Annotated in this window: 19 protein-coding genes; 8 read left to right on the plus strand and 11 right to left on the minus strand. The window is 69.3% G+C overall.

All coding sequences use genetic code 11. From position 1 onward, the window contains the following. Positions 1-40: 40 nt before the first annotated feature. Both GGD89_RS05505 and GGD89_RS05510 read right to left on the minus strand, forming a co-directional pair. Positions 41-1,285 carry a vWA domain-containing protein gene (locus GGD89_RS05505; RefSeq protein ID WP_343058544.1) on the minus strand — a complete coding sequence of 415 codons (1,245 nt, stop codon included), beginning with the start codon at positions 1,283-1,285 and terminating at the stop codon, positions 41-43. Then, entirely contained in the window at positions 1,269-2,162 is an 894-nt protein-coding gene (locus tag GGD89_RS05510) for an AAA family ATPase (RefSeq protein WP_184043166.1), read from the minus strand. The genes GGD89_RS05505 and GGD89_RS05510 overlap by 17 nt, the downstream gene beginning before the upstream one ends. Positions 2,163-2,585: 423 nt before the next feature. Here GGD89_RS05510 and GGD89_RS05515 point away from each other — a divergent pair, with 423 nt between their 5' ends. Beyond that, positions 2,586-3,026, plus strand: coding sequence for a type II toxin-antitoxin system HicB family antitoxin (locus GGD89_RS05515; RefSeq protein WP_184043113.1), 441 nt, complete (start codon positions 2,586-2,588; stop codon positions 3,024-3,026). A gap of 75 nt (positions 3,027-3,101) precedes the next feature. Here the strand turns inward: GGD89_RS05515 and GGD89_RS05520 are convergent, their stop codons facing one another. The 3 genes from GGD89_RS05520 to GGD89_RS05530 are packed head-to-tail and all read right to left on the minus strand — an operon-like array spanning position 3,102 to position 6,805. Beyond that, positions 3,102-3,899 carry an FAD binding domain-containing protein gene (locus tag GGD89_RS05520; RefSeq protein WP_184043114.1) on the minus strand — a complete coding sequence of 266 codons (798 nt, stop codon included), beginning with the start codon at positions 3,897-3,899 and terminating at the stop codon, positions 3,102-3,104. 25 nt (positions 3,900-3,924) lie between these two features. Then, positions 3,925-6,318: a xanthine dehydrogenase family protein molybdopterin-binding subunit gene (locus GGD89_RS05525; protein WP_184043115.1), complete on the minus strand. Its 2,394-nt coding sequence runs from the start codon at positions 6,316-6,318 to the stop codon at positions 3,925-3,927. 4 nt (positions 6,319-6,322) lie between these two features. Beyond that, the gene (locus GGD89_RS05530; protein WP_184043116.1) at positions 6,323-6,805 is read right to left on the minus strand and encodes a (2Fe-2S)-binding protein; all 483 of its coding nucleotides are present in this window, start codon (positions 6,803-6,805) and stop codon (positions 6,323-6,325) included. A 438-nt stretch (positions 6,806-7,243) separates the two neighbouring features. Here GGD89_RS05530 and GGD89_RS05535 point away from each other — a divergent pair, with 438 nt between their 5' ends. Beyond that, a complete protein-coding gene (locus GGD89_RS05535; protein WP_184043117.1) occupies positions 7,244-8,254 on the plus strand; it encodes an XdhC family protein in 1,011 nt (336 codons plus the stop codon). Between the two features lie 162 nt (positions 8,255-8,416). Continuing rightward, on the plus strand, positions 8,417-10,705 hold the full coding sequence (parC, locus tag GGD89_RS05540; RefSeq protein WP_184043118.1) for a DNA topoisomerase IV subunit A: 2,289 nt from the start codon (positions 8,417-8,419) through the stop codon (positions 10,703-10,705). Positions 10,706-10,763: 58 nt separating this feature from the next. Here parC and GGD89_RS05545 read toward each other — a convergent pair whose 3' ends face one another. The 6 genes from GGD89_RS05545 to GGD89_RS05570 form a co-directional block, all read right to left on the minus strand. Further along, a complete protein-coding gene (locus GGD89_RS05545; RefSeq protein WP_184043119.1) occupies positions 10,764-11,675 on the minus strand; it encodes a flagellin in 912 nt (303 codons plus the stop codon). An 11-nt stretch (positions 11,676-11,686) separates the two neighbouring features. Beyond that, the gene (gene flgK / locus GGD89_RS05550; RefSeq protein ID WP_184043120.1) at positions 11,687-13,426 is read right to left on the minus strand and encodes a flagellar hook-associated protein FlgK; all 1,740 of its coding nucleotides are present in this window, start codon (positions 13,424-13,426) and stop codon (positions 11,687-11,689) included. Positions 13,427-13,438: 12 nt separating this feature from the next. Further along, a complete protein-coding gene (locus tag GGD89_RS05555; RefSeq protein WP_184043121.1) occupies positions 13,439-13,915 on the minus strand; it encodes a hypothetical protein in 477 nt (158 codons plus the stop codon). Positions 13,916-13,926: 11 nt separating this feature from the next. Next, entirely contained in the window at positions 13,927-14,184 is a 258-nt protein-coding gene (locus tag GGD89_RS05560) for a hypothetical protein (protein ID WP_184043122.1), read from the minus strand. Positions 14,185-14,189: 5 nt separating this feature from the next. Continuing rightward, on the minus strand, positions 14,190-15,467 hold the full coding sequence (gene flgE / locus GGD89_RS05565; protein ID WP_184043123.1) for a flagellar hook protein FlgE: 1,278 nt from the start codon (positions 15,465-15,467) through the stop codon (positions 14,190-14,192). 78 nt (positions 15,468-15,545) lie between these two features. Next, a complete protein-coding gene (locus GGD89_RS05570; RefSeq protein WP_184043124.1) occupies positions 15,546-16,241 on the minus strand; it encodes a flagellar hook assembly protein FlgD in 696 nt (231 codons plus the stop codon). 274 nt (positions 16,242-16,515) lie between these two features. Here GGD89_RS05570 and GGD89_RS05575 point away from each other — a divergent pair, with 274 nt between their 5' ends. From GGD89_RS05575 to GGD89_RS05595, 5 genes are all read left to right on the plus strand, one after another. Then, complete coding sequence (locus GGD89_RS05575) at positions 16,516-17,340, plus strand: flagellin (protein ID WP_184043125.1); 825 nt, start codon at positions 16,516-16,518, stop codon at positions 17,338-17,340. 116 nt (positions 17,341-17,456) lie between these two features. After that, positions 17,457-19,121, plus strand: coding sequence for a flagellar filament capping protein FliD (fliD, locus tag GGD89_RS20350; RefSeq protein WP_184043126.1), 1,665 nt, complete (start codon positions 17,457-17,459; stop codon positions 19,119-19,121). A gap of 33 nt (positions 19,122-19,154) precedes the next feature. Beyond that, complete coding sequence (locus GGD89_RS05585; RefSeq protein WP_184043127.1) at positions 19,155-19,625, plus strand: flagellar protein FliS; 471 nt, start codon at positions 19,155-19,157, stop codon at positions 19,623-19,625. A gap of 51 nt (positions 19,626-19,676) precedes the next feature. Next, complete coding sequence (locus tag GGD89_RS05590; protein WP_246422681.1) at positions 19,677-20,312, plus strand: RNA polymerase sigma factor; 636 nt, start codon at positions 19,677-19,679, stop codon at positions 20,310-20,312. A 60-nt stretch (positions 20,313-20,372) separates the two neighbouring features. Beyond that, complete coding sequence (locus GGD89_RS05595; protein WP_184043128.1) at positions 20,373-20,618, plus strand: hypothetical protein; 246 nt, start codon at positions 20,373-20,375, stop codon at positions 20,616-20,618. The last annotated feature ends 180 nt before the right edge of the window (positions 20,619-20,798 follow it).

Genomic DNA, 20,798 nt, shown 5'->3' on the forward strand with positions numbered 1-20,798 from the left:
GGCAACGACGAAGTGATGCCGTCCTGCCCCGGGTTCGATGTCAGGCCGGCATGCGTCCGCGCCAGGCGCGGGCGGCCTCCAGGCGGCGCGGGCTGCGGCCGGCGGCGTGGTCGGACACGGCGCGGACCAACTCCGCCAGGCTGTCCAGGCTGTGCGACGGGCGGAAGTCGTCCACATGCGGCAACATGGCGCGCACGCCCGCGGCCCTGGGCTGGAAGCCGTCCCAGCGCAGCAGCGGGTTGAGCCACACCAGCCGCCGGCAGGAGCGATGCAATCGGGCCATGGGCCGCGCCAGGCCCTCGGCGCCGGCCTGATCCAGGCCGTCGGTCATCAGCAGCACCAGGGCGCCTTGACCGAGCACGCGACGGGACCAGTGGCGGTTGAAGGCCGTCAGGCAGTCGCCGATGCGCGTGCCGCCGGCCCAGTCGGGCATGGCCGCCGCCGCCGCGTCCATGGCCTGGTCGGGGTCGCGGTCGCGCAGGGGACGGGTGACGTTGGTCAGCCGGGTCCCGAAGACGAAGCCATGGAAGTGGGGCTCCCGGTTGGCCAGGCCATGCATCAGGCGCAGGAACACGCGCGCGTAGCGGTCCATGGAGCCGCTGATGTCGCAAAGGGCGACCACGGTGGGCGGGCGCGGCTCCGGCGCGGTCCGCCGCAGGGGGATGACGTCGCCCCCGAACCGCAGGCCGGCCTTGAGGGACGCGCGCAGGTCCACCCGGCGCCCATGGGGGTGCGGGGCATGGCGGCGCGTGCGGACCGTCAACGGGGGCAGAACCAGGGCGTCGATCAGGCGTTGGGTCTGGCGGAAGTCGTCGGCGCTCATCTTATCGAAATCGAGGGTGCCGAGGCGCTCCCGGTCGGACCAGTCCAGGTCCACGTTCAGGCGCTGTTCGGGGGTGGGGCGGTCGCGATCGGCGGGCGGTGGAGGCTGTTGAGCGCCCAGGGCGTCGCGCAGCCGCTGGGATCCGGCGGGGTCTTCTCCCGGCGTGGTCAGGCGCGGCAGCAGCAGGCCCATCATGCGGCCCAGCAGGTCGGGGTCCTTCCAGAAGATGTGAAAGGCTTCATCGAACAGGGCCAGGTCCTGGTGGCGGCGCAGCAGCACGGCGGACAGGGCGGCGCGTAGGTCGGCGCGGTTGGCCACGCCCACCGCCTCCACGGCCCGCAGCGCGTCCAGGGTGTCCCCCGGGCCGACGCGCATCCCGGCGGCACGCAGCGCCCGGGCGAACTGCATGACGTTGTCGGCCAGCTTGCCCCCGGGCGGGCCGGCCTCAGGATGCCGGGCCACGGGCCAGGTCCGTCTTCACCTGCGCCAGGATTTGCGCCGCCTCCGACCCGCGCATGCGCAGGATGTCATCCTGGTACTTCAGCAGCACCCCCAGGGTGTCGTCGATCACCGCCGGGTCCAGGTCCACCACGTCGAGCTGCATCAGCGCGTTGGCCCAGTCCAGCGTTTCCGCGACCCCGGGCAGCTTGAACAGGTCGGCGGCCCGCAAGGACTGGACGAAGGCCACCACCTGCGCGGTCAGCCGGTCGCCCACCCCGGGGGCCCGGGCGCGCAGGATGGCCCGTTCCCGCTCGGCGTCGGGATAATCCACCCAGTGGTACAGGCAGCGCCGCTTGAGGGCGTCGTGGATCTCGCGGGTGCGGTTGGAGGTGATGACCACCACCGGCGGCCGGCCGCCGCCGCGCACCCCCAACTCCGGGATGGTCAGGGTGAAGTCGGACAGGACCTCCAGCAGGAACGCCTCGAAGGGTTCGTCGGCCCGGTCCAGTTCGTCCACCAGCAGCACCGGCAGGGTGCCGTCGATCCCCTCCACGGCCCGCAGCAGCGGCCGGCGCACCAGGAACGCGTCGGAGAAGATGTCGCGCCCCAGCCGTGCCCGGTCGGCCGCGCTGGCCGTGCCCCCCGTGGCTTCCGCCAGGCGGATTTCGATCATCTGCCGGGCGTAGTTCCATTCATAGGCGGCGCTGGCCAGGTCCAGGCCCTCGTAGCATTGCAGCCGCTCCAGGGGCCGGTCGAGGGTGCGGGCGAGGACCTTGGCGATCTCGGTCTTGCCGACCCCGGCCTCGCCCTCCAGGAACAGCGGCCGGCCCAGCCTGAGCGCCAGGAACACGCAGGTCGCAAGCGCCCGGTCGGCGATGTAGTCGTGGGCCGACAGCATGGCCTGGACGGCGTCGACGCTGTCGGGGGGTGGGGTGTCAGGCACCGAGGTCGCGGGTGATGCGGTCACGGGGGACCTCTCCGGGGTGTGGACGGCGGGGCAGGGGTGTCGTACATTGATGTACGAAATGCGTTTTTCACTTGGTTGTTTTTGCGCGTTCCCGCAGTCTATGCGCAAGGCTGACGGGAGGCGCGCATGCCGACACGGGACCAGTTCCTGAGGGCGTTACGGAGGGAGTGTCGAAAAGCTGGCTATGTCCTGCTCCTCGACACCAAAAAAGGCAAAGGTTCACATATTGAGGTTTCCGTGGGGTCGAGATCGACCTACGTGAAGGACGGCGAACTCTCTCCAGATTACATGAGGCTTGTCCGCAAGCAACTTGGCTTCAAAAGGTAACCCTGTTGCAAGATGAGGAGGTGTGTCGTGAATCTGTCCTATCCCGTCACGGTCGAAAATTATCCCGATACCTGGATCGTTCAGTTCATTGATATCCCCGGGGCGATTACCGAGGGTAAGACCCGCGAGGAGGCCCTGCACAATGCCGAAGACTGCCTGGACGTCGCCTTGCTCTGCCTGTTCGACGACGGCGATCCCTTCCCACCGACGGCCTCGTCCGAGGGGGACGCCTGGGTCTCGCCCACCGCGCCCATCGCCGCCAAGCTGGCCGTGATGATGGCCTGGCGGGACAGCGGCCTCAGCAAGAGCGACTTGGCCCGCCGCCTGCGCAAGTCCGAGTCCGAGGTGCGCACCCGCATCCTCAACCCCCGCCACAACACCGCCCTGGCCACCCTGGACGCCGCCGCGCGGGCGCTGGGATCGCGGCTGACGGTGGACATTGCTCCTGTGTCGGGATCGCAGGCTTGAGGTGGGGGATCGCCCGCTGCCCGCTGCCAGTATGGGAGACGGCGGCCGGCCGTTGGCCAGCCGCCCTACGCTGATTTACCCTCCGCACGCCGCCACCGCGCGCGCCGCCAGGACGGAAACCAGCGCTGCCCGGTACGCCGGGGTCGCGTGCAGGTCGCTGTTCAGGCCATCGGCCGAAATGGTCACGGCCTTCGCGGCGGCCGGCGAGAAATCGGCGGCGAGCGCCACCTCCAGCGCCGTGGCGCGCAAGGCATAAGGGGCCGCGCCGGTGACGCCGACGCGCACCGCCCCCCCGGGCATGCGCGCCACCATCACCCCGGCGATGGCGTACCCCGAGGCCGCCTGCGCGAACTTGGCGTAGGCGGCGACCTCGGGAATGGGGAAGGCGATTTCGGTGATCAGTTCGCCCGGCTCCAGGGCGGTGGTGAACAGGTCCTGGAAGTAGTCGTCCCCGGCAATCTCCCGCCGGTTGGTGCGCACGGTGGCGCCCAGCCCGATGACGGCGGCGGGGTAGTCGGCGGACGGATCGGCATTGGCCACGGAGCCGCCGATGGTGCCCCGGTTGCGCACCTGGGCATCGCCGATCTGGCTGGCCAGATGGGCCAGCGCCGGAATGGCGCCGGCCACCGTGTCGGACGCCGCCACCTCGGCATGGCGCGTGCCCGCGCCGATGATGACGTGATCGCCCTCCCGGCGGATGCCGCGCAGGGCCTCGATCCCGCCCAGGTCCACCAGCGCGTCGGGCATGGCCAGGCGTTGCTTGAGGGTGGGTATCAGGGTCTGCCCCCCGGACAGGAACTGGATGTCGTCGCTGGTGATCAGGGCCACGGCCTCGTCGATGGAGGACGGCCGGTGATACTCGAAGGCGTACATGCGATGATCTCCCCGAACCGTGACCCTATTCCGCCGCCCGGGCGGGGGCGCGCGCGTCCTGAATGGCCTGCCAGACCGCGAGCGGCGTCGCCGGCATGGCGATATCCTCGACCCCCAGCGGTTCCAGCGCGTCCAGGATGGCGTTGATGATCGCTGGCGGGCTGCCGATGGCGCCGGCCTCGCCGCAGCCCTTGGCCCCCAGCGGATTGTGGGTGCAGGGCGTGCAGGTGAAGTCGAAGCGATAGTCCGGGATGTCGGCGGCGCGCGGCATGGCGTAGTCCATGTAGCTACCGGTCATCAACTGGCCGTCATCGTCATAGGCGCAGCCCTCCAGCAGCGCCTGGCCCAGCCCCTGGGCGACGCCGCCGTGCACCTGGCCCTCGACGATCATGGGGTTGATGATGGTGCCGAAGTCGTCCACCGCCGTGAACCGCTCCACGCTGACCCGGCCGGTGTCCGGGTCCACCTCCACCTCGCAGACATAGGTCCCGGCGGGGAAGGTGAAGTTGGCCGGGTCGTAGAAGGCGCTTTCGTCCAGGCCGGGTTCCAGGGTGTCGTGCGGGAAGTTGTGCGGCACGTAGGCCTGGAAGGCGACCTCGCCCATGGTCAGCGACCGGTCCGTGCCGGCCACCCGGAAGGCGCCGTCCGAGAACTCGACATCGCCCTCGCCGGCCTCCAGCATGTGGGCGGCGATCTTGCGGCCCTTGTCGATGATCTTGTCCATGGCGCGGACGATGGCCGACCCCCCCACCGCCAGCGAGCGCGACCCATAGGTGCCCATGCCGAAGGGAATGCGGCTGGTGTCACCGTGCACGATCTCCACGTTGGCCATGGGCACGCCCAGGCGGTCGGCGACGATCTGGGCGAAGGTCGTTTCGTGGCCCTGGCCGTGGCTGTGGCTGCCGGTGAACACGGTGACCGAGCCAGTGGGGTTCATGCGCACCTCGGCGGCCTCGTACAGGCCGGCCCGCGCCCCCAGGGCACCGGCCACGGCGGAGGGGGCGATGCCGCAGGCCTCGATGTAGCAGGACAGGCCCCGGCCGCGCAGCTTGCCCTTGGCCTCCGAGGCGGCCCGGCGCTCGGCGAAGATCGCGTACTCCGACAGGTCGAGCGCCCGGTTCAGGCTGGCCTCGTAGTCGCCGGTGTCATAGGCCAGGGCCACCGGCGTCTGGTAGGGGAACTGGTCGGGCTGGATGAAGTTGCGCCGGCGCAGGTCCGCCGGGTCCATGTCCAGTTCGTGGGCCGCCTTCTCGACGATCCGCTCCAGCAGGTAGGTGGCCTCCGGACGGCCGGCGCCGCGATAGGCGTCCACGGGCGTGGTGTGGGTGAACAGCGCCTTGACCTCGGCGTAAATGGCCGGGGTGCGGTACTGACCCGCGAGAAGCGTGGCATACAGGTACGTCGGCACGCATGAGGCGAAGGTGGACAGGTAGGCGCCCATGTTGGCCAGCGTCCGCACCCGCAGCCCGACGAAGTGGCCCTCGGCGTCCAACGCGAGTTCGGCGGTGGTCACATGGTCGCGGCCATGACAGTCGGTCATGAAGGATTCCGAGCGGTCGGCGGTCCACTTGACCGGGCGGCCCACCTTGGCTGCGGCCCAGGTGACCACCGCTTCCTCGGCATAATGGAAGATCTTGGAGCCGAAGCCGCCCCCCACGTCCGGGGCCACCACCCGCACCTTGTGCTCGGGCAGGTTCAGGACGAAGGCGCACATCAGCAGCCGGATCACGTGCGGATTCTGGCTGGTGGTGGTCAGGGTGTAGGACCCGTCCGCCGGATCGTACTCGCCGAGGGCCGCGCGCGGTTCGACGGCATTGGGAATCAGGCGGTTGTTGACCAGGTCCAGCCGGGTGACATGGGCGGCGCCGGCGAAGGCGGCGTCGGCGGCGGCCTTGTCGCCAATGTCCCAGTCGTAGCAGACGTTGCCGGGCACGTCGTCGTGGACCAGCGGCGCGCCGGGGCGGGCGGCATCGGCCACGTGGGCGACGGCCGGCAGCGGGTCGTAGTCCACCACCACGGCCTCGGCGCCGTCGCGGGCGGCGTGGCGGTTCTCGGCCAGCACCACCGCGACCGCGTCGCCGACGGTGCGCACCCGGTCGAGGGCCAGGGGCGGGTGCGGCGGTTCCTGCATGGGCACGCCGCCCTTGCCGATCACCTGCCAGCCGCAGGGCAGGCCGCCGATGCCCTCGGCGGCCATGTCGGCGCCGGTCAGCACCGCCACCACCCCCGGAATGGCCATGGCGGGCGCGCCGTCGACATCCAGCACGCGGGCGTGGGCGTGTGGGGAGCGCACGAAGCAGGCGTGCACCTGCCCCGGGCGGTGAAGGTCGTCGGTGTACCGGCCGCGACCGGTGAGGAAGCGGGCGTCCTCGGTGCGCTTGACCGAGGTGCCGACGGTCCTGGTGGCGGTCTCCGTCATGGCCTCATCCTCCGCCTGAGGTGTGCATGGCCCGGGCGCCCGCCTGCACGGCGCGCACGATGTTCTGGTATCCGGTGCAGCGGCACAGGTTGCCTTCGAGGCCCTTGCGGATGTCGGCGTCGCTGGGGTCCGGGGTGTGGCGGACCAGATCAACGGCGCTCATCACCATGCCCGGGGTGCAGAATCCGCACTGCAGGCCATGGTGATCGTTGAACGCCTGTTGCATGGGATGCAGGGTGGCGCCGTTGGCCAGTCCCTCGATGGTGGTCACGCTGGCGCCCTGGCATTGTACCGCCAGGGTCGCGCAGGACTTGACGGAGCACCCGTCCAGCAGCACCACGCAGGCGCCGCACTGGCTGGTGTCGCAGCCCACGTGGGTGCCGGTCAGGCGCAGGGTCTCGCGCAGAAACTCGACCAGCAGGGTGCGTGGCTCGACGGTGCCGGTCACATGCTGGCCATTGACGGTCATGCTGAGGGCGATGGACATGGGGTGCGGCTCCTCCCTGCGGGGGGCCGGCCGGCGTCGGTGCCGCGCCGAACCCTTGTCTGACGGGACCCTTTGGTCTTGCGGGATCCCTTGATCTCTTGGGATCCCCGGATCGGCAGGGATCCTCTATGGTCCGGCGGTGGTCCGGCGTCGACGAGAGACGGCACGGCCCCGTCACGAGATGATCCCGGAGCCTCCCGGCGGGAGGTTCGGCTTGGTGCGCGCGACGCGACACAGGGAAAAGACAATGGGCCCGGCGACGCGTGGCCGGGGCGGGCATCCTCCCTCGTCGTCTCGGACCTTGATGGTGTCTGGAGCACACCTTGAGTCCGGTGTTGGTTGAGTCTTACGCTACGGAAACGATCGGAACTCTGTCAACCGCCGTGCGCCGCCCTCCCGGGTCCGTGCGGGACGGTGGCATGCCGAGAGGGACCTCCCATGATCCAGGACTTCGACGAGACGGTGCTGCCGATCCTTTTGGACTGGCGCGGGGCCGGCGGCGCCGGCGCGCTGGTGACCCTGGTGCGCAAGAGCGCGTCCGGTCCCCGCCCGCTGGGCAGCCAGTTGGCGGTGGCCGCCGACGGTCGGGTGGTGGGGCTGATCTCCGGGGGCTGCGTGGAGGGCGGAATCGCCGAAGAGGCCCTGTCGGCCATGCGCGCGGGGCGCGACCGCATGGCGCGCTTCGGCGAGGGGTCGCGCTACGTCGACCTGCGCATGCCCTGCGGCGGCAGCATCGATGTCCATGTCAACGTCACCGTGACCGACGAGACGCTGGCCCAGGTGGTGGCGGCGCTGGCCGAGCGTCGGCCCGTGGTGATGGTCACGGACCTGGAGACCGGGGCGGCCTGGGTGGAGCCGCCGGGTGCCGGCGACGACGCGGCGTTCGCCGTCGCCGAACTGGCATGGCAGGGCGAGAGCCGCTTTCGCCGCCTGCATCGGCCGCCGCCACGTCTGGTGCTGGCCGGGCGGGGGCCGATCCTGACCCTGACGGCGCGCATCGCGGCGCTGAACGGGTACCAGGTGGTGGTGCTGACCGATGACGCGCACGCGGCCGACCAGGCGCGCGCGTCCTGTGTCGAGCCACCGCGCGGCACCGGGCCGGGCGACGTGGCGGCGGTGGCCCTGGACGCCGCGACGGCGGTGGTGACCCTGTTCCACGATCACGACGTGGAACTGCCGGTCCTGCGCCGGGCGCTGTCGAGCCGGATGGGGGCGGCGCCGGTGTTCCACATCGGTGCGCTGGGGTCACGGACCACCCATGCGGCCCGGCTGGCGCGGCTGGCCGACGAGGGCTTTGACGACGCGACGCTCGCCCATATCGAGGGACCGGCCGGCGTGCCCATCCACGCCGCCAACCCGGCGGAGATCGCCACATCGGTGGTGGCCGGGGTGATTCGCGCCTACCGAAGCCGGCGGCCGCGCGTCAGCCAGGATGTGGCGGCGGAGTAGGGGGCCGGCCGTCCCGGTCATACCTCTTCCGGGTCATCCGTCTTCCCGGCCGAGCGTCAGGTGCGCCGGCGGCTGGCGCGCTCCCGCACGATCATCGGGGGGCATCCGGTCTCGGTGCCCAACCCCTTGAAACCCCATCTCCTCCGGCGCAAAGTGCGGCCCATGAGCACCACGACCACGACGCCTCCCCCCCCGCCCCCCCATCCGGCGGGCGGGGAGATCCGCGACACCCGCCTGGCCTCGGCGCTGGGCGAGCGGTATCTCGCCTATGCCTTGTCCACCATCGTCTCACGCTCGCTTCCCGACGTGCGCGACGGCCTGAAGCCGGTGCACCGCCGGCTGTTGTTCGCCATGCGGCAACTGAAGCTGGATCCGGCCGGCGGCTTCAAGAAATGCGCCCGCGTGGTCGGCGACGTGATCGGCAAGTACCATCCGCACGGGGATTCGGCGGTCTACGAGGCCATGGTGCGCCTGGCCCAGGAATTCGCCGTGCGCTATCCGCTGGTGGAGGGGCAGGGCAACTTCGGCAACATCGACGGCGATAACGCGGCCGCCATGCGCTACACGGAAGCGCGCCTGACCGCCGTCGCCCAGGCCCTCATGGAGGGGCTGGACGAGAACGCCGTCGACTTCGGCCCCACCTACGACGGCGAGGAGGACGAGCCCCGGGTGATGCCGGCGGCCTTCCCCAACCTGCTGGCCAACGGCGCCCAGGGGATTGCGGTGGGCATGGCCACCAACATCCCGCCGCACAACGCGGGCGAGATCTGCGATGCCCTGCTGCATCTGATCGACCACAAGGACGCGCCCATCACCGATCTGGTGGCCCGGCTACCGGGGCCGGACTTCCCCACCGGCGGGGAACTGGTGGAGTCGCCCGAGGCCATCGTCGCCGCCTACCGCACCGGGCGCGGCGCCTTCCGCCTGCGGGCCCGCTGGACGGTGGAGAAGCTCAGCCACGGCCTGTTCCGCATCGTGGTGACGGAAATTCCCTACCAGGTGCAGAAGACCAAGCTGATCGAGCGCATCGCCGATCTGGTGATGAACCGCAAGGTACCGCTGCTGGGCGACGTGCGCGACGAGTCGGCCGAGGATGTGCGCATCGTGCTGGAGCCTCGCAGCCGGGGCGTTGATCCCGATACGCTCATGGAACAGCTCTTCCGGCAGACCGAGTTGGAGACCCGCTTCAACCTCAACATGAACGTGCTGGACGCCGACGGCGTGCCGCGCGTCATGGACCTGCGCGAGGTCTTGCAAGCCTTCCTGGACCATCGGCACGAGGTGCTGGTGCGGCGCACCCGGCATCGGCTGGACAAGATCGCCCACCGCCTGGAGGTGCTGGGGGGATACCTGGTCGCCTATCTGAACCTGGACGAGGTGATCCGCATCATCCGCGAGGAGGACCACCCCAAGGCCGCGCTGATCGATACCTTCAAGCTGACCGATGTCCAGGCCGAGGCCATTCTCAACATGCGGCTGCGCTCGCTGCGCAAGCTGGAGGAGATGGAGATCCGCAAGGAGCACGCCGCCCTGACCGAGGAACAGGCGGCATTGGAGACCCTGCTGTCGGACCCGGCCCTGCGCTGGGCGCGGGTGGGCGACGAGATCCGGGGCATCCGCGACGCTTTCGGCGCGGGTACGGCGCTCGGCCGGCGGCGGACCACGCTGGGTGCGCCGCCGGCGGCGATCGACGTGCCGGTCGAGGCCATGGTGGAGCGCGAGCCGATCACCGTCATCCTGTCCACCATGGGCTGGATCCGGGCGCTCAAGGGGCATGTGGAAGACCTGGGGGACCTGAAGTTCAAGGACGGCGACGCCCTGCACACGGCGGTGCGTGCCCAGACCACGGACAAGCTGCTGCTGCTGGCGTCCAACGGCCGCTTTTACACCGTCGCCGGGGACCGCGTGCCGCGCGGGCGCGGCTTCGGCGAACCGGTGCGCCTGATCGTGGACGTGCCCAATGACGCCGACCTGATCGCCCTGCGGCGGCACCGGCCGGGCGGAAAGCTGCTGCTGGCGGCCTCGGACGGGCGCGGGTTCGTGGTGGAGGAAGCCGACTGCCTGGGCCAGACCAAGGCCGGCAAGCAGGTGCTGACCGTGTCTGCGGGGGCCGTGGCGGCGGTGTGCCGGCCGCTGGACCCGGCCGGCGACGGCACGCCCGGCGACCATGTGGCCGTGGTGGGCTCGCATCGCAAGCTGCTGGTGTTTCCGCTGGAGCAGGTGCCCGTCATGACCAAGGGCCGGGGCGTGCAGCTGCAGCGGATGAAGGACGCCCGCCTGACCGATGTGCTCGTCCTTCGCCTGGCCGACGGCCTGCGCTGGAAGAGCGGCGACCGCACGCGGACGGAAACGGACCTTTCTCCCTGGCTGGGCACCCGCGCCCAGGCCGGGCGCCTGCCGCCGCGCGGCTTCCCGCGCGACAACCGGTTTGGCGATCAGGGCGCCGGCTAGACACGCGCGCCAGCGCGCCCCCGAACCGGGTGGCCGGCGGGGGCGGTCCGGTCCGGTGTCAGCGGACGTAGTCGGTCAGCGAGATCGAGGTCAGGGACGACAGCGCCGAGAACGATGCCTGCAACACCGCCTCGTGCTGGGCCACGGTGGCGGTGGCGGCCGCCACGTCCACCTTGGTGATGCTGTCCAGCGCGCTTTCGGCGTAAAGCTGGAACTCGGTCTGGCTGTCGATCAGGGTGGAGAGCTTCTTGCTTTGCCCGGACAGGGCTTCCTGGTCGGTGGCCAGCGCCGTGGCGGCGTCGTCAAGCAGATCGTAGGCGTCCTGCATCAGGGCCGTGTCGGGGGGGTTGGTGGTCATGCCGGCCAGCAGCGACAGGGCGCGCAAGGTCTTCTCGGCGCCGTCGCCGTCGGCGCGCACCCCGTAGGTCAGGCCGGTATCGCCGTCCACCATCAGAATCCGGTCGGTGCCGGCGCCCTGATAGTAGTCGCCATCGGGGAGCGCCGGCGCGGACAACGGGTCATAGGCCGGGTCATTCAGGTCGACCGGCGCCGCCGTGGCCCCGTTGCCGCCGAACACCGCGCGCCCGCCCACGTCGGTGTTGAACAGGCTGGCCACGGTCTTGAGCCACCCGTCGGCGGAGGTCTGAAGGGTGCCGGTGTCGGTGATGGTGCCGTTGATGGCGGCGGCGATGTCCACCTTCGCGGTCTCGATGACGTCCACGATGTCCGCGAGGGTTCCATAGGCCGTGTCGACCAGGGCTTTGGCGTTTTCGGCCTCCGAGACCAGATGCGCCGAGGCCTTCAGGTCGCTTTCCAGGCTGATCGCCGTGCCGGCGGCGCCGTTCAGGCCCGACAGCGTCGCGCTCTTCAACTCGCTGCCTTGCTGAACCAGCGCGGTGCTGAAGTCCGACTGAACCCGCATGGCCTGGGCCAGCAGCGTGGCTTGCATGGTGCTGGTGCTTACCCGCATGGGTCCACTCCCTAATTCATCATGGCGACGAGGCTGTCGAACATGTCCTGGGCGGTGCTGATGATCTGAGACACCGACTGGTACGACTGCTCCAGCGCCAGCAGTTTGGCCGATTCCTCGTCCACGTTGACGCCGTGGGCGTTGGTGAAGCTGTTCGACAGCGTGGCGTAGGTCTGCGCCGACAGGCTCGCCGCGTCACCGGCCGCGCTGGCCCGGTCGGCGACGTCGTCGATCAGCGCGGCGGTCTGGCCGATCGCCGAGCGTTCGGCGGCGGTCATCGTGCTTGTGGCGTCGAAGGCGATGGGGTCGTCCAGCGCCGTCCACAGGGCCTGGAGACCGCTGGTGTCGCCCTTCACCAGGGCGGTGTCACCCACGGTGGTGGAGGCCGGGATGGCCACGGGTAGACCCTGGGAGCCCACGGTCTCCGCCACCGCCAGGTCGGACGCGCCGGTTCCGGACATCACGGTGTTGATGCCCAGGGCATGCGCCAGGCCCCATCCGTTGGCGCCCACCGTGGTCTCGCCGGCCAGCACCACGCCGGTGCCGGCGGTGTCGGCCGTGATCACCACATGGCCGTTGGCGTCCAGGGTGGCGGAGACGCCGGCGGCGCCGTCCAGGGCGGCCACCAGATCGGCGTGGGTGGCGATGGTGGACAGGTCGATGTCGGTGGACGACACCACGGTGCCGTCCGCGTCCACCGCCGCGACCGAGAGGATGCCGGATCCGCTGAAGGGGTCTGCTCCGGCGACGGCGGTCGTTCCGGTGAGGGTGCCCGGCGCGGGCACGGGCGTGGCCTTGCTGGCGGCGGCGTTCAGGGCGTCGGCGATCCCCATGGCGAGGGCGTCCAACCCCTCCTGGATCGCCGGCAGCGTGGTGTCGCGCGCCGTGATCAAGGCCCCCAGCGTGCCCCCCGAGAGCGCCGCGGTGATGTCCGTGCCATGGACCTCGATGCCCTGGACGGTGCCGCCGCCGCTGGGATCGTAGGCGGCATCGGCCGTCATGCGGCCGAACGGGGTATAGGACAGTGTTTGGGCCGACGAGGTCAGCAGCGGTGTTCCGCCCGCGCTGTAGACCCGCAACTCCCCGGTGCCGGTGGTGAAGTAGGTGATGTCGACCAGGCCGCTTAACGTCTCCAGCATCACGCGCTGGGAGTCGAGCAGGTCCGCCGTGGGGTCGCCGGTCGCGGTGGCGCGCGCGATCTCGTCGTTCAGGTCGTCGAGCCCCGACAGCAGGGCGTTGATGTCGTCCACCGTCTCGGCGATCTCGGTGTCGGCCGTGGTGCGGCTGGCCTGCACCGCCTGGCTCGTGTCCCGAAGGGTCGCGGCCCAGGTCTCCAGGGCGTCCGTGACGTCGGCGGCCGACTGGGCGCTGCCGCCCGCGTTGACGGCCTCGCCAAGGACGGACATCAGGTCGGACAGGGCCGTTTCCAGGGCCGACCCGCTGTCCGTCGTGCCCAGCGCGTTGAGGATGCCCTCGGCGTAGGCGGCGAGGGTCGCGTCATGGGCGGACTCGGAGGTGGCCCCCATGACCTCGCGCATCAGCGCCGTGTTCACGGCATTGCCGATGCCGACCACCATCACCCCGGTGGCTTGCCCGCCGACCACCGTGGTGGCGATGTCGGTGCTCTTGGCGGTGTAGCCAATGGTCTTGGCGTTGGTGATGTTCGTCGACGTCACGGACAGGGCCGTCTGCGTGGCCATGAGTCCGCCGCGTGCGGTGTACATGATGTTGGCGATGGAGGTCATGGCCATGGCGGCGGTGTCCTAGGGTGTTGGCCGGGTGGGAAGCCCTCCCGCCTGGGCGACCGGTGGGGCGGCCCTGTTGGCCCGTCCATTGGGGGTCTCGATGGCGGAGGCGTCGTCGGCCGTGTCCGGAAGGGCCTGCATCACGGCGTCGACGCGGGTCCGCGTGGCGCCGTCCCGGACGCGCCGGCGGCGCCGGTTTTCCTTGGTGAGGGCCACGAGATGGCGAATGCGGCCCTCCAGGGCCTCGACGTCCAGAAGCCCGGCCTCGTGCAGGAGCCGCACCTTCGGCTTGAGCGCGGCGCCGAGCAGGGTGTAGTCGTTGGCCAGCGCCTCCTGGGGCTTCAGGATCGACAGCGGTCCGGGGTCGACCCCCTGGTCCAGCAGCGACCGTTCCAACTCGGCCAGTTCGATCAGGCGATGAAGGACGATCAGGTACTGGTCCAGGAGCGACCGGGACGCGACGGCCTCGGGGAGCGCCTTGGGGGTGGCGGTCATCGCCGGTCTCCTCATGTGGTGGTGCCCAGGCTCGCGGCCCGCGCGTAGGCCTGTCCGGATCCGCCATGCCGGCGCGCCGCCGTCAGGCGGCCGGCGACCGCCGCGCGCTGGATCGTCAGGCCGTCCAGGCTTTCCGCGAGGGCGCTGGCGGCCCGCAGCATGTCGGCGCGGGACGAGGCGGCCGAGATGCCGTCGGCCAGGCGGGTGGCCCGGGTGACCGCCCGCAAGGCCCTAATGAGGTCCCGCTCCAGGGGGGCCGTGCTGGTCATGGCCGTTACCTCTTCGCGTTGATGATGTCGTCGAACATCTCCTGGGCGCTCTGGATGACCTCGCTGGCGGCGCTGTAGGCCTGCTGGGCGGTGATCAACTTGCTGAACTCGTCGGCGGTATCGACGGTCGAGCTTTCCAGGGATCCGGAGAACACGGCGCCCGAGCCGGCCGTGCCGGCCGTCACGAAGGTGGCGGTGCCCGACTGGGTCGTCGGCAGGTAGGCGTTGCCGGAGATGGCCTCCAGGCCGTTAACGTTGGTGAAGGTGCCCAGCGGGACCTGATAGATCGGGTAGCTCACCCCGTTATCGAAGTTGGCGTAGACCAACCCGTCCTGGGTCACCGTGGAGCTGTAGAACGCGCCGTACCGGACGCCGTTCTGGACGACGCGATCGACCTCGATCTTCACGTCGCCATCCGTGTTGCCGGGCGCGTACTGGCTCAGGCCATCGGCCAGGCCGCTGGTGCCGGGGTCATAGGCGATGGCGCTGTCCGAGGCACCCGTGGTCCACCCGGTGATGGCGATGGGAAACGGATCGGCCGAGGCGGTGTCCAGGCGGCCGTCGTCGAAGGTCAGCGTCAGCGTGGCGGGCGTGGTCGTGCCGGACACCGTGGTGCCGTCGGAGGACAGCACCGGGTCGCTGACCGTCATGTCCCAGGTGTTGATGGCCGTCTTTTCGTAGGTCAGGGTGACGGTATGGGCGACGCCCAGGCTGTCGAAGATCTCCACACTGGTGGTCAGCGTGTCACCGATCGCCGCCGTGGCCGGCAGGTTGGCTTGCAGGGCCAGGTCCGAGGTGGCGACGGCGGTGCCGGTCACGGCGTGGATGTTCACGGCCTCCAGGCTGGCCGGCGAGGTGTTGCCGATGACCACGCCTTGCTCGTCGGTCGGATAGCCTTGCAGGAAGTAGCCGTTGCTATTCACCAGATAGCCGTCGTCGTCGGGAAAGAAGTCGCCGGCGCGGGTGTAGGCAAAGACGTCGCTGGCGGTTGACGTCGTGACGGCGAAGAAACCGTCCCCGTCGATCGCCATGTCGGTGTCGTTCTCCGTGCCGATGATCATGCCCTGCTGGGCGATGTTCTGGGCCGGATTGGCGATCACGCCGCCACCGGTGAAGTTGCGCTGGGAACTGGTGCCGGTCACCAGGCTGTAGAAACTGGCTTGGGTGCTCTTGTAGCCGATGGTCTGGCTGTTCGCGAGGTTGTTGGAAATGCTGGACACGGCGGCGGACTGGGCGTTCAGCGCCGTGACCGCGATGTTCATGGAACTGCTGAGACTGCTCACGGCAAGGCCCTCCAAGGCCGGATGGGGGGAACGAGCGATGATGGATGCGCGAGGGCGCCGGGCCGGCGCCGGGACCGGTCAGGCTTCGGCCGCGGTGGGCTGGCGGGCGCTGATGATGCTGTCGAGGCCGGTGGTTCGGCCGTTGGCGAGCACCAGGGCCGGGGAGCCGGTGGACCAGTCCACCTCCTGAACGATGGCGGTGGTCTCCAGGTCCAGGGTCTCGGACCCGTCATTGGGCAGCGTGGCCGTGGCCGCCAGGGTATAGCTGCCCTCGGCGACAGCCGTGCCGCTGGTGGCCGCGCCGTTCCACTCGAACGTCATCTGGCCGTCCGCTTCCGGGGTCAGCGTGGTCCGGTAGATGACCAAGCCGTCCGCGTTCTTGACCTCCATGGTCACGGACTCCGCGTCGTCTGGAACGTCCATCGACCACGACAGGCTCTCCTCGCCGTCGTAGGTCTGCGTGGAATTGTCGTAGGTGATTTCCATGCCGACGAAGCCCATGGCCGTTTGAGCGGCCTGGTTGTTGGTGGAGAGAACCAGGTTCTCCAGGTACTGGTTGGACAGGATCTGCTGTTCGACCTGGGTCTGGGTCATGAGCTGTTGTGTCAGCTCATCGGTATCCGTGGGGTCCAGCGGGTTCTGGTTCTGCAACTGCGTCGTCAGCAACTGGACGAACATGTCGTAGTTTTCGGACAGATCGGAGAGCGACTGGGCCGTGGTGGTGCTGATGCCGCTGCTGTACGCGCTGGTTAGGGTCGTTGCTTCAATGGTCATCGCAAGCGCCTTTCGACCGTCGGGGCGGGCCACGGCGCTTGAGCGTCACCGGGGCCGGGATCTGGTCGAAAGACGAGTGAGCGCCGCGAATACTGGCGTGACCCCGCGACAAAAAACGCGTGACGGTGAGAAAAAAAATCGTCCGATCCGCGCCAGGATTGCGCGGTCGGCTGCGTCTAATACTCGATCGGCGCGGAACCACGTCGTCCCGCGTCCCGAAGCGGGGCCAGAAACGGCCCCTTGTTCACGACGTGCGCAGCAAGGAGCACAGAACATGCCCGTGATCTCGACCAACACCGCGGCCAATTCGGCGTTGCGGTACCTGAACATCAACTCCGCCCAGCAGACCACGGCCCTGAACCGCATCGCCAGCGGGTCCAAGGTGACCCAGGCGTCCGACGACGCCGCCGGTCTGGCCGTGGCGACCAAGCTTCAGAACGACGTCGCGGTGCTGAACCAGGCGCAGACCAACGCCTCCCATGGCATTGCCGTGCTGCAGACCGCCGATGGCGGCATGGCCGAGATTTCCGACATCCTGGAGCGCATGAAGGTGCTGGCCAGCCAGTCGCTGTCCGGCGCCGTCACCGACACCGAACGGGCCTACATCGACGCCGAGTACACGGACCTGCTGGCGGAAATCGATTCCATCGCCACCGGGACCCGGTTCAACGGGGAGTCGCTGCTCGACGGGACCGGCGCGCATGCCGCCGGCGCCCAGTATCTGGTCGGCACCGACGTCGCGAGCGACACCCTCACCGTCACGATCGCCGACGTGCAGGCCGCGACTCTGGGTGTTGCGACCGGCGTGAGCACCGCTGCGGACGCGACGGCGGCCCTGGGCGAGATCGACACAGCCGTCGATACCCTGGCCACCGCCCGGGCCGAGGTCGGCGCGACCATGTCGCGGTTCGAGTACCGCTCCGGTCAGTTGGCCACGTCGGAGGAAAACCTGGACGCCGCGCAGTCGGCCATCGTCGACGCCGACATCGCCGAGGAGCAGGCGAACCTGTCGTCGGCCGAGGTGCTGACCAATGCCGCCATCGCGGCGCTGGCCCAGGCCAACGAGATGCCTCAGAACCTGCTTCAGCTTGTTCGATGAGGCAAACGGGAGCGTAGAGGCGACAGGGGCGGACGTCTGAGGCCGTCCGTCCCGTCGCGACGCGCGTGGCCGGGGCCTGCCCCCGGTCGGTTTCTCACCCGATCGGGACCCGGACCATGACCACCATCGTGTCTTCCAGCGTGGTGACGGGCAGCAGCGGCGCCACCTACATTTCCGGCATGTCGGGCCTGGACACCGCCGCGCTGATCCAGGCCGCCGTCGAGGCCCGCATGCAGCCAGCCTATGCCATCGACAGCCAGCGCCAGGTGCTGGACGCGAAGGTCGCCGCCTTCCAGGAGTTGAATGGCCTGCTGGAGACGCTGGCGGACTCCGTCACCGGCCTGTCCGGCCAGGCCGACGCCGAGACCTTCGCCAAGCGCGCCGCCTATCTGACGTCGACCTTGGACACCCCCGCGAACCATCTGACCGCGACCGTGGCCGACGAGGCCGCCCTGGGCGTCTACGACATCGAGGTGATCCAACTGGCCGCCAGTCACAAGGTGGCGTCGGCGGAACAGGCAGGCGACGCGGCGCTGGGGCTGAACGGCTCCTTCTCCCTCGCGGCCGACGGCGCGGCCGGCGCCACCATCACCGTGACCGCCGACATGACCGTGTCGGACGTCGCCGCGGTCATCAACGCCGCCAGCGCCGACACCGGCGTGGTCGCCACCCTGGTCGGCACCAGCGACGGCAACAAGACCCTGGTGCTCTCCACCGTCGACACCGGCGTCTCCATGACGGCCGGCGCCGACACTGGCGGCGTGCTCACGGGCCTGGGGCTCACGGCGGCGGACGGCAGCTTCGCCCATGAGGTGCAGGCCGCCCAGGACGCCGTGCTGACCGTCGACGGCATCACCGTCACCAGCGCCAGCAACGAGATCGAGGACGTGGTGCCGGGCGTCTCGTTGTCCCTCTACGCGGCGACAGCCGGCGAGACCATTACCCTGGAGGTGGGCCAGGACCTTGGCTCGGTGAAGGAGAGCATCGAGGCCTTCGTGGAAGCGTTCAACGCGGTCCGCGCGTTCGCCATCACCCACCAGCAGACCGAGGAGGGCGTGGGGGCGGCCGAGGACGCGGTGCTGTTCGCCGATTCGACGCTGAAAAGCGTCACCGCCGACCTGTATGACGCCGTCGGCACGGCGGTCGAGGTGGATGGCGTGACGCATACCCTGGCCACGCTGGGGATCACCATGGGGGCCGGTGCCACGCTGAGCATCGACGAGGACAAACTGACCGAGAGTCTCTTGCAACACGCCGACGTCGTGCAGGCGTTTTTCGCCAGCACCGCCACGTCGTCGTCGGTCGACCTGGCGGTCATCTCCCTGCCCGAGACCGTGCCCCCCGGTGACCACACGGTGGATGTGACGGTCGATCCGGGCACCGGCGCGGTGACCGCCGCCAGCATCGGCGGCGTGGCCCTGTCGGTGTCCGGGGCGACGCTGAGCGGGCCGCCCGGCACGGCCTACGAGGGGTTGCGAATGGTCTACACCGGGACCGGCGGCACCAGCGCCACCCTGACGGTCAGCCAGGGTCTCGCGGACCAGGTGCTGGGCATGGTGGACGCCGCCACCAACGACACCGACGGCCTGATCACCACCAAGCTCGATGGCCTCGACGCCACGATCGAGGACAAGGATGCGCGCCGCGCGACCATTGCCGACCGCGCGGCCGACTACGAACAGACCCTGATCCTGTACTACGCCCGCCTGGAAGAACAGATCGCGCTGGCCCAGACCAAGCTTCAGTACATCGAGGCCCTGTTCAACAACAGCGATGACTGAGTCCGTCCCATCACGCATGCGGGAGACCGGCCCATGACCACCCTCGCCACCGCCAACGCGATCGCCGCCTATGGGCAGGCCCGCCGCCGGCAGCCGCCGCTGAAGCTTATCGTCGAGGTCTACGACATGGCGCTGACCCTGGTGGCCCGCGCGCGCGCCGCCCGCGCCGAGGGTGTCCGGGACAGCGAGATCCAGGCCCTGACCCTGGCGGGCCGGATCCTGGAGGAACTGGAGGGGTGCCTCAATCGCCGCGATCCCCGGGCGCGCCCCATGTCGGACGCTCTCAGCGGCTATTACAGAACGGTGATGGCGCAGTTGCACAAAGCGACCCGTAGCCAGGGCGACGAAGCGTTGGAGCGATACGGCAGCGTTCACCGGCAACTTCTGGTCATGCGCGATGCCTGGGCGGCGGTCGCCGGCATGGCGCCGTTGACGGGAAAGACGCGGTTGGGAAACGAAAGTAAGGACGCGCAGACGCAAGACGCGGCAAAAATTACCGAGTGAAAAGTGTAAGCATACCATGTAACTTTGGGTCGTAAAAGAACGATCCTGGCCATGAGTTCGACCATGAGTTCCGAGTCAAGCCCTGCCGGTATTGCTCTCGACGGAAGAATTCGGTCGTGGGCGGATGATGTGATTGCCGCCGATCCCGATGGGATCTCGTCCGACGGTGAATCGGACACGGCGCTGATGCTGCGGGTTCGGGACGGAGATCGGGAGGCGTTCCGGCGGTTGGTCACGCGTCATGTGGATCGCATCGTGGGATTGGCCCGGCGCGTCGTGGGCAGTGCCGAAGCCGACGACATCGCGCAGGACGTGTTTCTGAAGCTGTGGGCCCGGCGGTCCCAGTGGGAGCCGAGGACCGGAGCCTTTCGGACGTGGCTCTATCGCGTGGCCCTCAATCAGTGCATCGACTGGACCCGCAAACGCAAGACCGTGCCGCTCGACGGTACGCCGGAGGTGCCGGATCACGCCGATGGACCGATGGAAATCTGTGACGCCCACGAAACGGCGGCGCGGGTCCGGGCAGCGGTCCAGAAGATTCCGGAACGGCAAAGAATAGCCATTACATTGTATTACCATGAAGATTTGACAGCCGCCCAGGTGGCCACTATCATGGATTTGAATTTGAATGCAGTCGAATCTCTCTTGAAGCGCGGGCGAAAAAGTTTGCGTGTGTTGCTAGGCTGATCCACCGAATGTGGATGATCTCAACGGTTCACCGAATGTGAACAAGCCGACGTGCCACTCATGTCCCCCAAACAGTTTCGGCTGCTGATCGATACGCTCGGTGCCGATGTGGCGAAATGGCCACCAGACCAGCGGGCCGCGGCGTTGGCGCTGCTGTCTGAGTCGGCGGATGCCCAGGACGTCCTTAGACGGGCGGTGGCATTCGACGGCCAGCTTCGGACCCCGGAACCGGGCCTGTCCCCGGATCGGCGTGCCTCCCTCGTCGATAACATCATGAAGCGCCTGGACGACGATCGCGACCCGTAAGCGCCCCTGGATACCGGGAGTGGTAGGATGGGCGCATCCCGCTCGGTGGCGGCGTTTGACGGCACCGAGCGGGGGGCGTATTGCGTTTTATCGCCAGGGTCATCCCCGAACCCGCTGCCGCGTGACGGCATGTGTTGAATGCGGCCGTGATTGCCCCTATCGTCCGCCTTCCACGGCGCC

Source organism: Roseospira visakhapatnamensis, assembly GCF_014197915.1.
Lineage (GTDB): Bacteria > Pseudomonadota > Alphaproteobacteria > Rhodospirillales > Rhodospirillaceae > Rhodospira > Rhodospira visakhapatnamensis.